The 12990-nt window shown below is 70.7% G+C and carries 12 protein-coding genes; 8 read left to right on the top strand and 4 right to left on the bottom strand.

Annotated elements, in window-relative coordinates; genetic code table 11:
• Positions 1–14: 14 nt before the first annotated feature.
• Positions 15–176 carry a hypothetical protein gene (locus OH804_RS06450; RefSeq protein WP_406063488.1) on the bottom strand — a complete coding sequence of 54 codons (162 nt, stop codon included), beginning with the start codon at positions 174–176 and terminating at the stop codon, positions 15–17.
• Between the two features lie 80 nt (positions 177–256).
• Positions 257–3151, bottom strand: coding sequence for an ATP-binding protein (locus OH804_RS06455; protein WP_406063490.1), 2895 nt, complete (start codon positions 3149–3151; stop codon positions 257–259).
• Between the two features lie 390 nt (positions 3152–3541).
• Between OH804_RS06455 and OH804_RS06460 the strand changes: the two genes are divergently transcribed.
• The 3 genes from OH804_RS06460 (at position 3542) to OH804_RS06470 (ending at position 5063) form a co-directional block, all read left to right on the top strand.
• A complete protein-coding gene (locus OH804_RS06460) occupies positions 3542–4378 on the top strand; it encodes a TIGR02452 family protein (RefSeq protein ID WP_406063492.1) in 837 nt (278 codons plus the stop codon).
• Between the two features lie 141 nt (positions 4379–4519).
• Positions 4520–4699, top strand: a complete 180-nt coding sequence (locus tag OH804_RS06465) for a hypothetical protein (RefSeq protein ID WP_406063494.1) — start codon at positions 4520–4522, stop codon at positions 4697–4699.
• Positions 4700–4793: 94 nt separating this feature from the next.
• Entirely contained in the window at positions 4794–5063 is a 270-nt protein-coding gene (locus OH804_RS06470) for a hypothetical protein (protein WP_406063495.1), read from the top strand.
• Positions 5064–5137: 74 nt separating this feature from the next.
• Here OH804_RS06470 and OH804_RS06475 read toward each other — a convergent pair whose 3' ends face one another.
• Entirely contained in the window at positions 5138–5899 is a 762-nt protein-coding gene (locus OH804_RS06475) for a DUF5984 family protein (protein ID WP_406063497.1), read from the bottom strand.
• Between the two features lie 212 nt (positions 5900–6111).
• Here OH804_RS06475 and OH804_RS06480 point away from each other — a divergent pair, with 212 nt between their 5' ends.
• Positions 6112–7197, top strand: coding sequence for a branched-chain amino acid aminotransferase (locus tag OH804_RS06480; protein ID WP_406063499.1), 1086 nt, complete (start codon positions 6112–6114; stop codon positions 7195–7197).
• Positions 7198–7222: 25 nt separating this feature from the next.
• Here the strand turns inward: OH804_RS06480 and OH804_RS06485 are convergent, their stop codons facing one another.
• Positions 7223–8452, bottom strand: a complete 1230-nt coding sequence (locus OH804_RS06485) for a PucR family transcriptional regulator (RefSeq protein WP_406063501.1) — start codon at positions 8450–8452, stop codon at positions 7223–7225.
• A 255-nt stretch (positions 8453–8707) separates the two neighbouring features.
• Here OH804_RS06485 and OH804_RS06490 point away from each other — a divergent pair, with 255 nt between their 5' ends.
• From OH804_RS06490 to OH804_RS06505, 4 genes are all read left to right on the top strand, one after another.
• Complete coding sequence (locus OH804_RS06490) at positions 8708–9625, top strand: dihydrodipicolinate synthase family protein (protein ID WP_406063503.1); 918 nt, start codon at positions 8708–8710, stop codon at positions 9623–9625.
• A 180-nt stretch (positions 9626–9805) separates the two neighbouring features.
• Positions 9806–11851 (top strand): M6 family metalloprotease domain-containing protein, encoded by a 2046-nt coding sequence (locus tag OH804_RS06495; RefSeq protein WP_307788761.1) that lies wholly within the window; start codon positions 9806–9808, stop codon positions 11849–11851.
• Positions 11852–11938: 87 nt separating this feature from the next.
• On the top strand, positions 11939–12373 hold the full coding sequence (locus tag OH804_RS06500; protein ID WP_406063505.1) for a hypothetical protein: 435 nt from the start codon (positions 11939–11941) through the stop codon (positions 12371–12373).
• Positions 12370–12948, top strand: coding sequence for a TlpA family protein disulfide reductase (locus OH804_RS06505; RefSeq protein ID WP_406063507.1), 579 nt, complete (start codon positions 12370–12372; stop codon positions 12946–12948). Before OH804_RS06500 ends, OH804_RS06505 begins: the two co-directional genes overlap by 4 nt.
• Positions 12949–12990: the final 42 nt, after the last annotated feature.

Here is a 12990-nt window from a genome sequence, read left to right on the forward strand (position 1 = left end):
GAGAATCCTTCGACCTACAGGGGTTGGTAGGGGTCGTGGTTCTTGTGGTCGTCGGCACCGTCGGCGTCGCGGGCGTCGGAGGCGTCGCGGGCGCTGTCGTGCGACTCGCGGGACAGCTCGAGAGGTGGCTGGTGCTCGATGACGGAGTCGTCACGCGAGACAGGTCGCTCAGGCATGCATTGCCCGATGGCTATGAATCATGGAGTCATGCTCGGCGCGAAGGGTGACCGTTGCTATCCAGCGGATACGTCAATTTTCACGACGCGTCGTCGAGGGAGTCCTCTTCGGCGAACACTCCGGCCTCCACTGCTTTGACCGCGAGCGCGGTCCGGGAGCTCACCTTCAGCTTGCGCATCGCCGCACGCAGCTGCTGATCCACTGTGGCCGGCGACTTGGCCAGGATCCGGCTGATCTCCCGGTTCGTCTTTCCGGCGACGACCAGTTGGACCACGTCGAGTTCGCGAGGTGAGAGCTGGTCGCCGTACCCGCGTCGGCCGCCGCGCCACAGTCGCGGGACCTCGGCGCCGTGTTCACGCAGCCGCTGCGCGACCCGGTCCGCGTCGCCGCGGGCGCCAAGCCTGAACAGCTGCTCGTACTGTGCGGCCAGCAGCTCTCGGCCCTGGTCGACCCGGCCTTGCGCGATGAGCGCCTCGGCCTGACGTTCACGGGCGAGCAGAGCATCGTAGGGGCGCGGCAACGCGCTCCAGGCGCGCGCCGCCCGATCGAATGCCGTCGCCGCGCGGGCGTGGTCTCCGACGGCCGCGAGCAGCAGGGCACGGCACACGGTGAGCGCCGCGCGAGGCGCAGGCGCCGTACGGCCACGCAGCCCTCTGCCGAACTGGTCGCCCAGGCGTGTCGCGGCCTTCAGGTCGCCCGCGGCGAGGTGCGCCTCGATCCGGGCCGGAACGAGGTCCGTCGCCCAGACCCAGATGCCCTTTCTCCGGACGGTGTCCATCGGCTCGTCCGTGATCTGCAGCGCCCGACCGCTGTTGCCGTCGGTCAGCCACAGCCTGGCCAGCGCAGCGGCGGCCTCCATCGTGTCGTCGGCTGCGCCGAGACGGGCAGACTCCTCGAGGACCAACCGGAACTGCTCCTCCGCGGCGCGCCGCCGTCCGGCTGCGGCTGCCAGCCGGGCAGCCAGGCGAATGCTGCCGAGGTAGTGCGCCGGCCGGTCTCGGTCGGCATCGGCGAGTGCCGCGCTCCGCTCCGCGAGGCCCTCCCACCGACCGGTGAGCCACGCCAGATTGGCCTGTTCGAGTCGGACGTTGTGGTGCAACCGGGACGCCTGCTCGGCCTCGGCGAGGCGCATCGCCACGGCGAGGTGTTCCTCCGCGTCGGCGTACCGGCCCCAGATCAGTGCGCCGGTCCCGATATTCGCGTGGATGCGGGCCACGTCGAGACGCTCCGCCGCGGTCGCGCCGTCGGTGGGCAGCTCAGCGACGACGTCCCAGGCCTCCTCCTCACCGAGCATGAGCAACGCCGCGGCCCGGTTGCCGGCCAGATTGAGCCGCTCGGCGGGGGAATCGAATCCGGCGGTGAGGTCGGCGGCGCGATCCAGCCAACGCCGATGGGTCGACGCCGGCCACGGCCCCGCATAGGCCCAGCCGAGATAGGTCATCGCCCGAGCCGCCTCGACCGGGTCATGGTCGAGGTTGGCCACCGCCTGCTCCAACTCGCTGAGTGCTGCCTGCGCCTCACCCCCGGTGATCAGGAGCCGACCGAGAGGGTTGCGGATCTCGGCCTGCTGACGGGCGGAGAGACCGGGGGTCTCCAGCACCGAGCGCAGGGTACGGATCACGCGGTGGTAGACCTCGTCGACCTGTTCCCGACGGCCCAGGGCGGCAACTCCGGCGCTGCGCGCGACCCGTGCCCGGTCCACCGGCGGCAGCACTGCCCACGACATCAGATCGACCAGCAGGTCGACCGCCTTGGTGTGGTCACCCGAAGCCATGGCCAGCTCGGCGCTCTGCTCGGCGTACCGCGCCCAGGACTGCGTATCGCCGGCCTCGCGGAAGTGGCGGGCAAGACGTGCCACCGGCGGTGGATGGCTGTGCTCCAGGGCCCGGCCGGCCAGCAGGTGGAAGTGTCTGCGGTCGGTCAACGGAATCGCCTCGTAGACGGCCGTGGCCGCCAGCACGTGCCGGAACCGCCACCGGTCGCGGTCGTCTCCGTCCAGGACACCGGCGGTGGCCGCCTCCGCGACAGCGCCTCGGCAGGCAGCTGGTGACAGACCGGCGGTCATCGCGATCGTGGCCACCGACGACCGCTGAGCCAACGTCGCCGCGGCTCGCAACACCTGCTGTGCGATCGGCGACAGGCGGCCCACCCGCTCCCGGGTGGAGTCGCGCACCGTCGGCGGCACCTGTAGCTCGCGCAGCTTCAGTCGAACCCACTGTCCGTCGCGGAAGACGAGGTCGGCGCGGTCGCACATGAGGCGGACCGACTCCTCCACGGCCAGCGGAACGCCACCGGTCCGCTCGTGCATGAACGTCGTGAACTCCTGTGAGATCGCGTTGCCGTCCAGCATCGAGGACACCAGCGCTGCCGTGTCGTCGGGTCGCATGGGCGCCAGGGCGATCCTCAGCTGGGTCACGCCGGCAGGCAACCGGGACGTCAGCCGCAGCAACAGCGACCCGTCGTCCACCTCCTCCGGCCGATAGGAGACCACGAGGCTGGGCCCGTGCGCCTGCTGTCGGGAGGTGACGAACAGCAGGAACTCCAGGGTCACCTCGTCGGCCCAGTGAGCGTCCTCGAGCACGAGAACGTCGACACGCAGAGCCCGAAGCAGCTCGTCCAGGGCGCGGAACAGACGATGCCGGGCCGCCTTCGCATCGTCCAGGGGCGGCAACGCGGGTGGCAGGTCCGAGGACCACTCCGGGAACAGGGGCCGTAACGCACCCGCGAGCTCGGTGAGCCGCGATCGCGACACCGGGCGGTCGATCCCACGGAACGCGTCGACGATCGGCCCCAACGTCAGCGACTCGCGAAGCGGTGGGCACACCGACACCAGGGCGGTGCGCTGGTCCGGTGCGGCCAGCCACTCCCGCAGCAGGCGGCTCTTCCCGATCCCCGCCTCGCCCTCGACCAGCACGATCGCCGGTGGCCGGGCCAGGGCGCCCCGAAGCGCCGCCATCTCCCGGTCACGACCCACGAAGTGCGGCGTGGAAACGGTTGGTGAAGTCCGGTCGTCCTCAGGCGAGGGGTCGAGCATGCGTGATGATCTCGCTTTTCGCTGCTCGGACACAAGTACCCTCACGTGACCCGCGTCGCGGGATGCTCATGCAAGGGCTCTGCGCGACGCCACCGCCACCACACTCGGTACCGACCGGGATGCACTGGTCCAACGCCTCGACGGCGCCGGCTTCGGTCACCTGCTCCGCCCCGACATCATCGACGCCTGCCGCAAGCGTGCCCGAGAACTGCGCAGCCATAACGATCTTCTCAGGTGACGGAGAGCACCAACCCGGTTGTCGGTCGGGGCGGGACTGCCTAGCGTGCTCATCGTGGAGCACGAGGGTCGTAACGCAGACGAGTACGTCCGATGAGCGGTCGTCTTCGCGAGATCGCCCGGCAGACGGTCGCCATCGCTGATTCGGGTCGCTATCGCAATGGCGCCGGTGACGAGGTCGGCATCGGCGAGATGGTCCGTGCCGCAGTCGCCGGCACGCATCTCCACCTGCCAGACGAGGAACCCGGGGCGGACAACGCGGAGCCCGGCGAAGGCAGGGTGGAGGTGACGAACGAGTCGACGTTGCAGGCAGCCCGTCGACTGGCGCCCGGAGCGGCCTGCCTGGTGTTCGCCTCGGCAAAGAACCCGGGTGGGGGATTCTTGGGCGGGGCGAAGGCGCAGGAGGAAAGCGTCGCCCGCTCCTCGGCGCTGTACCCGTGTCTCCTTGCCGCCCCGGAGTTCTATGCGTTCCACCGTGAACAGCGGGACCTGCGGTACAGCGACCGCGTCATCTTCTCCCCGGACGTGCCGGTGTTCCGGGACGACAAGGGCAATCTGCTCGACCAGCCGTACACGACGTCGTTCCTGACCGCTGCGGCGCCGAACCTGGGCGCGATCCTCCGCAACCAGCCCGAACACGTTACGGACGTACCCGCAGTGCTGGCCCGGCGTGCCCGCCGCGTGCTGGAGGTCGCGGCCGCGCACGGACAGCGGACGTTGGTGTTGGGCGCGTGGGGATGCGGCGTGTTCCGCAACGATCCCGCTACGGTCGCCGAGACCTTCGCCGACGCGCTGCGGGAGGTCGATCGCTTCGACCACGTGGTGTTCGCCATCCGCGACAACCTGCCGGGAACACCTGTGTACCGCACGTTCGCGGAACACTTCCCGGGAACCGCCGCGGACCCGGCGGTGGACAGCGAGCGCGGGTGAGCGGCGCAATTGTCACCGGATGACGGAGCGCGTCGTCAGTTAGCGGAGGTCCACCACGTATGTCCATGCCCTCGTCGCGAGATGAAGCTGTACAGCAGCAACCGCTGACCTTCGATGTGACGCTCGCCCGGATCAACGAAGGTGTGCAACTGCATCATCATCAGGGCCAGCCTGCGGCTGCCCGTGACCTGTTCACGCGGATTTGCCCGCGAATACCTCCACCGTGCACAGGCGGGCATCGGCGCGCTCGGCGACGACCAGTACGGCCAGCTGATCAAGGGCGGCCTGGATCGGCTGACTCAGCAGCTGACCCCCAGGTAGACCGGAGCCCGCGTTAGGGGCGAGAAGAAGAGGGCGGGGTGACATACGGGATATCCGGGGAGCGGGCGGCCGGCGGTACGCGGACAATGGCGGGATGAAGCGAGAGGTACGCCTGATGCGGTTGACCGGGGCGCGCGCCAACGGCGCGGTGGCGACGGGAGCGGCGGCGACGGGCGCGCGGGCTGCGGGGGCGGCCTCGCTCGGCGCGCTCGCCGTGGGGGCAGTGGCCGTCGGGGCTGTGGCAGTCGGGGCGCTGGCCATCGGGCGGCTGGCGATCCGCCGGGCGGTCGTGCGGGAGCTGCGCGTCGGTCGGTTGGAGATCGACGAGTTGGTGGTGCACAGCCGACCCACCGCTGAGGGATAACCGCCCCGCCTGTGGGCGAGGTGCGGGCAGAGGCGCGACATGAGCCTGCCGGGCATCAGCGACTGCGCGCTGCGCTAGGACGCCGGTGGCCACGAGGCAAGCTCAGCGGCACCGAGACGTATCTTCGTCCAATCGACATCGCGACGTGAAGCCAGACGCTGCTGGAGCCAGTCGCTGCGCTGCGTGTGCTCCACCCGCAGCTGCTGGAGATCCAGATCCACGTCTGAAGGCGGCCCGCTGTGCTCCAGGCCAGCGACTCGAACCTCCATCGCCGCAACGAGCCGCCGATCGAAGTCGTCAATCGCTGCGAGGACCTCTGCGGCCGGCATGGTGACGTCCAGCCGATCGGGACCCTCGAACGCACCCCGCGTCCAGGGCGGAATCTGCTGGCTCAGCGTCACCACGTCCGAGCCGTCAACGGCATGCCGCCAGCACCTCAGGTCTGGCGCGTTCCTCAGGTGACCCAGGTCGAGGGCGTAGTCGCTCTGAATGTCGAACGCGGCGTCCACGTCGTCGCCGTAGTCGTCTCGGTCGGGGAACTCCCGTGGCAGAAACGTCCCATCGACAAACGGGATCAAATCCTCCGGTACCGGCGCTTGCAGCGCCCAGCGCAGGACGATCAGGTCTTCCCACAGCCGCGCGACGTAATAGTCGGGGTATGGCCGCTCAAGGTTCCAGACGCCGACAGCCGCGTCGGTGTAGCGCAGGAACTCGCCGTCCTGGACCCTTATCCAGTACCAACCGCTGGTCAACCCGAACCAATGCAGGCTCGGGCGGTCGCCTCCCCAAGGCGGCACCTCGGTCAGGGGTCGAAGCTCAAACTCGAAGCGGACCACCGATCACCTCAAGCTCGGTCGACACGGGCACGTCGGCGATCCGCTCGTCAGCCCGGCTTCCGGCCGCACCGTCCCTCGGGGTCGCCGCAGTCTGTCCACGATCGGCGACACTACTGTCGGTATTCTGCACCTGTCATCCGACAAACTCCCCTGCGTGTTCGTCCTCGGTTGACCTGAGCGCCCAGGGATGCGGCCATTGAGAGGACCCGGCCATGCGCCTGTCGTTCCCGTTGCACCAGAATCCGAGCCCGGCGAGCGCGGAGCGGCGAGCCGAGATCATGGCGAATCCGGGGTTCGGCACGTACTTCACCGACCACATGGCACGGGCCGTGTGGAAGCCGGACGGCGGCTGGCAGGCCTCCGAGATCATCCCCTTCGGGCCGATCCTCATGCACCCGGCGGCGGCCGTGCTGCACTACGCCCAGGAGATCTTCGAGGGGATGAAGGCGTACCGGCACCGTGACGGGTCGATCTGGTCCTTCCGGCCGGAAGCCAACGGCGAGCGCTTCGCCCGGTCCGCCCGGCGGCTGGCGCTGCCCGAACTGCCGGTGCCGGACTTCATGGCCTCGGTCGAGGGCCTGGTCCGCGCCGATCAGGCCTGGGTGCCCGAAGAGGATGAACACAGCGTCTATCTGCGGCCGTTCATGTTCGCGTCCGAGCCGTTCCTGGGCGTTCGCCCGGCGAAGGAGATCACCTACATGGTGATCGCATGCCCGGTCGGGGCGTACTTCTCCGGTGGTGTCAAACCGGTCTCCATCTGGCTCTCCACTGAGTACACCCGGGCGGCGCGGGGCGGCACTGGCGAGGCGAAGTGCGGCGGCAACTACGCCTCCAGCCTGGCGCCGATGGTCGAGGCCGCCGAGCACGGCTGTGAGCAGGTCTGTTTCCTGGACGCCGCCGAGGGCCGCTACGTGGAGGAGCTCGGCGGCATGAACGTCTACTTCATCACGGCTGACGGCCGGATCATCACCCCGGAACTCGGCACGATCCTTGAAGGTGTCACCCGGGGGTCGATCCTCATCCTTGCCAAGGATCTGGGTCTGGAGGTCGAGGAACGCCCGGTGGAGATCCGGGAATGGCAGGAGGGCGTGGCGTCCGGCGCGATCACCGAGGTGTTCGCGTGTGGCACCGGCGCGGTGGTCACCCCGGTCGGTCGCCTGGTCTGGGAGGGCGGCGAGGTGACGGCCCCGAAGGCCGGCGCCGAGGACTCGGTGACCATGCGGCTGCGCCGCCATCTGCTCGACATCCAGTACGGCCGTGCCGCCGACCCGTACGGCTGGATGACCCGCCTCGTGTGACGAGGAGCGTTCCAGCCGCGCGTCGTCACGGCGTGCGGTAGTCGCCGCTGAGCCGACCGAGCTTCATGGCCAGGTGCAGACACAGCCGCTCGTTGCCGTCCTTGAGGTCGGTCCCGGCGAGCTGCTCCACCCGTTGCAGCCGGTAGTAGAGGGTCGTCCGGTGCAGCCGGAGCTTCTCGGCGGTGGCGTGTGCGTTGCCCGCCAGGTCGAGGTAGGCCTCCAGGGTCTCCAGCAGCACCTGGTGGGCGTCGTCGCGTAGCAGCCGTTCCAGCCCGGGATGGACGCCCGCGACGTCGAGGTGCTGGCTGTCCAGTTGGGACAGAACCCGGTAGATGCCCAGGCCCGCCCAGGAGACGACCTGGCCCAGCGCGGGCAGTTGGGTACCGACCCGGGCGGCCTGCGCGGCCTCCTGGTAGGACTCGACCGCGCTGGACAGCCCGGCGCGGGGCTGCCCGATCCCGGTAACCGTCCGATCCACCGACGCCAGACCGCGGGTCGCGATGCGCAGCGCCTCGTTGAGGTGCCCGGCGGAGGCTTCCGGCGAGGGTCGGCCGGCGATCCGGTCGCCGCAGACCAGCAGCACCCCGTGGTCGTGCCAGACCAGGTGCAGTGTCTCCCGTACTCCGATCCACCGACGGGTGGTGACCAGGGCCTGTTCCAGGGCGATCCGGGCCACCTCGTCGGGCTGCCGCCCGCTGGCCGGCACGAGTTGGGCGACGAGCGCGACGGTCGACCCGTCGGCGACCACGACGCCCTCCTCCAGCAGCGCCCGCGCCGCGTGCTCGCGTGCCTGCCGGCTCTCCACCAGTAGGGTGCGGGTGGCCTCGGTCTCCCGCTGGGAGGCGAGCTCGCCGAGCAGGTTCTCCCGGTACAGCGCCAGCGACAGGTCGGTGAAGGGACCGGTCGCGGTGGCGATGTCGGCGTCGGTCATCGAACCGTCCGCGTCGATGAACCAGACGAATCCGAGCAGCAGGTCGTCGTGTCGGATCGGCACGCAGACCCTTGCCAGCAGGTCCAGTTCGGCGCACGCGGGGGTGCGGACCGGCGCGTGGGCGGTGAGCACGCCCATGCCTCGGAACCAGGCGATCACCTCCGGCGTCGTCTGCCGGCGCAGGATCGACGTGCGGCGGACGTCGTCCATCGGGCCGTCGTGCTCGCTGTAGGCGACCACCCGCTGTCGCCGGTCCTCGATGAGGGCGGGTCGCCCCACCCGGGCGGCGACGGCGTCGACGATTCGCTGGAGCTCACCGTGCATGTAACTCCCAAGGTTGCGCTGCGTGACAGGGATCGCGCGACCGCCAGTCCTTACCCTCCGGTGCGGGTGGGTCGTCGCGCAAGGTCCACTGTCGAAGTCGCGACAAAAAGACGGGCGGCGACGCGGTGGTTCCGGCATCTGTCCGAAGACCGGGGGCGACAGACGTTTCTAGGGTTCCGGTACGGACCGCACCAGCGCCGCCGCGCACGGCGCGGGTCTGATGACGGGCGGTGCCGGCGGGGAGGGGACTTCGGAGTGGGAACTGGTCGGCCCTGGCGGGGCGTACTGGTCGCCGTCACCACGCCGTTTCGCGCCGACCTGTCGGTCGACTTCGACAAGCTCCAGGAACACGTCCGTTGGCTCGCCGCCGAGGGGTGCCACGGGGTCGCGCCGTGCGCGTCGTTGGGGGAGTACCGGGCCCTCTCCGACGACGAGCGGGCCGCCGTGGTGAGGGCGACGGTGCAGGCCGCGCCGCCCGGCTGCGCGGTGGTGCCCGGCGTCGGCGGCTACGGCAGCAGGCAGGCCCGCCGCTGGGCGGAGCAGGCCGCCGAGGCCGGCGCCCACGGCGTGCTCGCGCGGCCACCCGACGGGCCCGCAGCCCGCGCCGCCGACGTGGTCGCCCACTACCGGGAGGTGGCGGCGGTCGGCCTGCCGGTGGTCGCCCACAACGACCCGTACGACACCCGGCTGGACCTCACGCCGGACCTGTTGGCGACCGTCGCCGAGATCGACGGGATCGTCGCGGTCAAGGAGGTCACCGGCGACGTCCGCAGGTTGCACCGCCTGCGGGACCTCTGCCCGCATGTCGACGTGCTGGTCGGCGCCGACGACGTGGTGCTCGAACTGGTGCTGTGCGGCGCCACCGGATGGGTGGCCACCCTGCCCAACGCCCTGCCCCGCCACGCCGTGCGCCTGTACGAGCTGTGCGTCGCCCGCGACCTGGGCCGGGCGCTGCCGCTCTACGCTGAGCTGCACCCGATCCTCGGCTGGGCCTCCCGGCCGGAGGCCGTGCAGGCCGTCAAGCTCGCCATGGAGTGCGCGGGGCGTTTCGGCGGGCGGTGCCGCCCACCGCGCGGACCCCTGTCCGGGGCTGCCGCCGATCGGGTGCGCCGGGACGTGCTGCGGGCCCTCGCGGCCACTGTCGATCCGGCTTCCGGGGCCGGTCCTGGCTGATCCGCCGGTGGGCACCGGTCCTTCAGGTGTCGGAAGTCGCCGGCCCACCTGCCGACATCTGCACGGTGACCGGCACCGGCCCGTACTCCTAGATTCGCTGCGCGGCCTGCTGACAAACGTTCCGCGACACCCCCCATCGGGACGCCGGCGCCGCGTTTCCCTCCGACGAGAGGTGGTTCCGTGCACCGTGCTACCCCCCACCGCACCCGGCTGAGGCGGGCCGTGCTGGCCGCTGCCGTGGTGACCACGCTCGTGGCGACCGGGGCGGCGCAGGCCGCCGCGGCCCCGGCCAACCCGGCCGGCGGCACTGCGCCGTTCCAGGTCCTCGACCCGCAGGCCTGGCAGAACCCGGACACGATGACCTGGAACGACTACAAGGCTGTGCCCGGCAAGAACTGGGCCGACCCGAGCGTGTCCGGCTCGGTCCGCAACTTCAAGATCGCCCTGGTGGCGCTGGACTATCCCGACGAGACGTTCGCGGTCTCCCAGCGGGCCCGCTCCACGGTCTTCGGCAACCCCCAGTCCGTCGCGACCAACATCCCCCGAGCGGACGTGCCGAAGTTCTACCAGGACTTCCTGAACACCCCGAACACCCTGAACAAGGGCCACACCCTGCACGAGTACTGGATGCAGGACTCCAACGGCCGCTACGGCGTCGACCTCACCGGGTTCGGGCCGTACCAGATGCCGGCCAAGTCCTACCAGTACGGGCTGGACAACGGGTTCAACCCGGGCGCCTGCCCGAGTGGGGACGTGTGCAGCAAGAACATCCGCACCGACGGCCTGGGCGCCTGGCGGGCGGCCGTCGGCGAGGAGGTCGCCAACCAGTACGAACTGGTGTTCATCCTCAGCGCCGGCCAGGACGAGTCGTCGACCTGGCAGGAGTTCGGGCAGATGATCTTCCAGAACAAGGAGGACGTGCCGGACGCCTGGGGCCCGCCGGACCCCAACCTGCCGAACTGGGCGAAGACCCGCTACGTGGACTGGACCTCGTGGAAGGCGGCGGCGACACTGTGGCCGAACGCCGGCGGTGGCTCCTCGACGCAGGGGGAGAGCTCCGGCATGGGCGTCTACGCCCACGAGCTGACCCATCTGCTGGGCATCGGCGACAACTACAACAACCCGTACGGCGAGCCGCTGCGCAGGGCGTACACCGGGATCTGGAGCATGATGTCGCGCGGGTCGTTCAACGGCCCGGGCGGTCCGCACACCCGCTGGCAGATTCCGCCGACCAACGGCGGCTCGATGGGCTCGCTGCACACGGTGCGGGACAAGCTCAAGATCGGCCTGCTCGGTGAGGAGCACGTGCTGCGGCTGTCGCGGGAGTCGCTGGCCTCCTCGGGCCTGGTGGTCGCGCAGGTCACGGCCCGGGCGGTCGACGCCGGCCCGAAGGGTCTGAGCGGCGTGAACATCGCGCTGAACAAGGACCTGTCACCGACGTGCGGTGTCAGCACCGACCCGTTGTGCGACGGTGGCAGCTTCAACAACTACACGGTCGAGGTGGTCGACCGAATGGGTGCGGACTCCTTCACCCCGGACAGCGGCGTGCTGGTGAGCAAGACGAAGAACGCCGACAGCGCGCCGTTCCAGTGGGTGGTGGACGCCAACCCGCAGGACATCGACATGATCGACTTCTACCGGCCCGACGGCACCCCGCAGAAGATCACCATGGGTGACTACCGGCAGCTCTCCGACGCGCTGTTCCACGCTGGCGCGGACACCGGCAGCCAGTACGAGTACGTCGATGAGGCCAACCGGCTGCACTTCTACATCATCGACCTCAAGCGGGACTCGGCCGGCTCGCTCTCCTACACGGTGGCGGTGCGGTCGTTGGACGGCACCGGCGGGCCGAGCAGCCACGACGTGCTGCTGGGCAAGGGCGAGGTGACCGGCGGTGGCAAGCCGACGAACCGCGGGGTGACCTGCTCGTTCGAGCTGACCAACACCGGTTCGTACTCGGCCGGCGGGCAGCAGCACCCGGAGGACGTCAGCGCGTACCTGAAGTCGGACGTCTACCGCCTGTCGGCGGAGGTGGCCGGCAAGGGCTGGCGGACCTGGCTGCCCAACCAGCTCGCCACCGCGCAGTTCGGCAAGGCCACCACTGTCAAGGTGTCGGTGGGTGCCACCGCCGCCGCCGCGGACACCGGTTTCGTGAAGCTCACCGCGACCTCGGAGAGCGACCCGACGAAGACGGTGACCAAGCAGTGCCGCGTCGAGAAGTCCTGACCGGCGCCCGAGGTTGAGCCCGTTCCTGCTCGGGTCCGCGGCGGCCTGCCGCCGCGGACCCGAGCAGGCGGGCGGAAGGAGGATGACGTGCGGCGAAGCATCATGACTCTGCTGCCCCTGCTGCTGGCCGGCGCCACCGGCTGCGGCGCCGTCGGCGCCGCCCAGGAGGCGGCCTCCCCGACGACCGTCCGGGTCCTGGTTCGCGACATCAACATCCGGGCCGCTGGCGTGGACTGCGCCGGCACCGGCCCGTACCAGCACTTCCACAACCGGGCGCCGTTCCGCGTGCTCGACCCGGATGGGGCGGCGCTGGCCAGCGGGCAGCTGCCGGCGGGGACCGCGGTGGCCGCCTTCGCCGAGGATCTGGGGGTCGAGCGCGTGCCCACCTACTGCGAGTTCGCCGTCGGAGTGCGCGTGCCGCAGCGGGCCTCCTACCGGTTGGAGGTGGACGGCCGGCCGGCGCTCGACCTGACGCCGGACAGCAGCGAGGGTCCGGCGTTGGTGGCGGTGGTCCCGTCATGAGGCAGGCACTCCTGCCGCTGCTGCTGGCGGCGGCGCTGCTGGGCGGATGCAGCACGCCCGAGCCCGCTCCCGCGCCGGCGCCCGCCGGAGGGGCGGCGGCGCTGCCCGGGCCGGTCCCCGCCGACCTGGCGTTGCGCCCGGCGCCCGGCACCGCCCCGGCCGCCCCGGCGTTCACCGGTGTGCTGACCGACGGCACCCCGTTCACCGCTTCCGAGGTGTGGGCGCAGCGCCCCGTCGTGCTCACCTTCTTCAGCTCCTGGTGCACCACGTGCGCCAGCCGCCAGGCCGCCCTCGGTGAGCTTGCCCGCGCCTATCGGGACCGGGTGGTCTTCGTCGGTGTGGCCGGCGCGGACCAGGCCGACGAGGTCCAGGACTACCTGCGCGCGCACCGGGTGGAGTATCCGGTGGTCCTGGACGACCAGCAGACGATCTGGCGTTCGTACGCGGTGCGGGAGCCGCCGACCGTCGTGCTGGTGGCCAAGGGTGGCGCCCTGCTCCGGGGCTGGCCGGGTGGGCTGGACGCCCCGACACTCGACCGGCGGCTGCGGGAGCTGGTGCTGGCCGACCAGCCGTAGTCCGGTCGCCCAGGGTCGCACCCCGTCGAACCACACCCGGCG

The organism is Micromonospora sp. NBC_00860 (genome assembly GCF_045207375.1).
Classification (GTDB): Bacteria; Actinomycetota; Actinomycetes; order Mycobacteriales; family Micromonosporaceae; genus Micromonospora; species Micromonospora vinacea.

What these genes read in the sequence shown, in the direction of transcription:
- OH804_RS06450 (WP_406063488.1), bottom strand. Translation starts at nt 176, where the DNA reads ATGCCTGAGCGACCTGTCTCGCGTGACGACTCCGTCATCGAGCACCAG.
- OH804_RS06460 (WP_406063492.1), top strand. Translation starts at nt 3,542, where the DNA reads ATGAGCGGTCGTCTTCGCGAGATCGCCCGGCAGACGGTCGCCATCGCT.
- OH804_RS06470 (WP_406063495.1), top strand. Translation starts at nt 4,794, where the DNA reads ATGAAGCGAGAGGTACGCCTGATGCGGTTGACCGGGGCGCGCGCCAAC.
- OH804_RS06480 (WP_406063499.1), top strand. Translation starts at nt 6,112, where the DNA reads ATGCGCCTGTCGTTCCCGTTGCACCAGAATCCGAGCCCGGCGAGCGCG.
- OH804_RS06485 (WP_406063501.1), bottom strand. Translation starts at nt 8,452, where the DNA reads ATGCACGGTGAGCTCCAGCGAATCGTCGACGCCGTCGCCGCCCGGGTG.
- OH804_RS06505 (WP_406063507.1), top strand. Translation starts at nt 12,370, where the DNA reads ATGAGGCAGGCACTCCTGCCGCTGCTGCTGGCGGCGGCGCTGCTGGGC.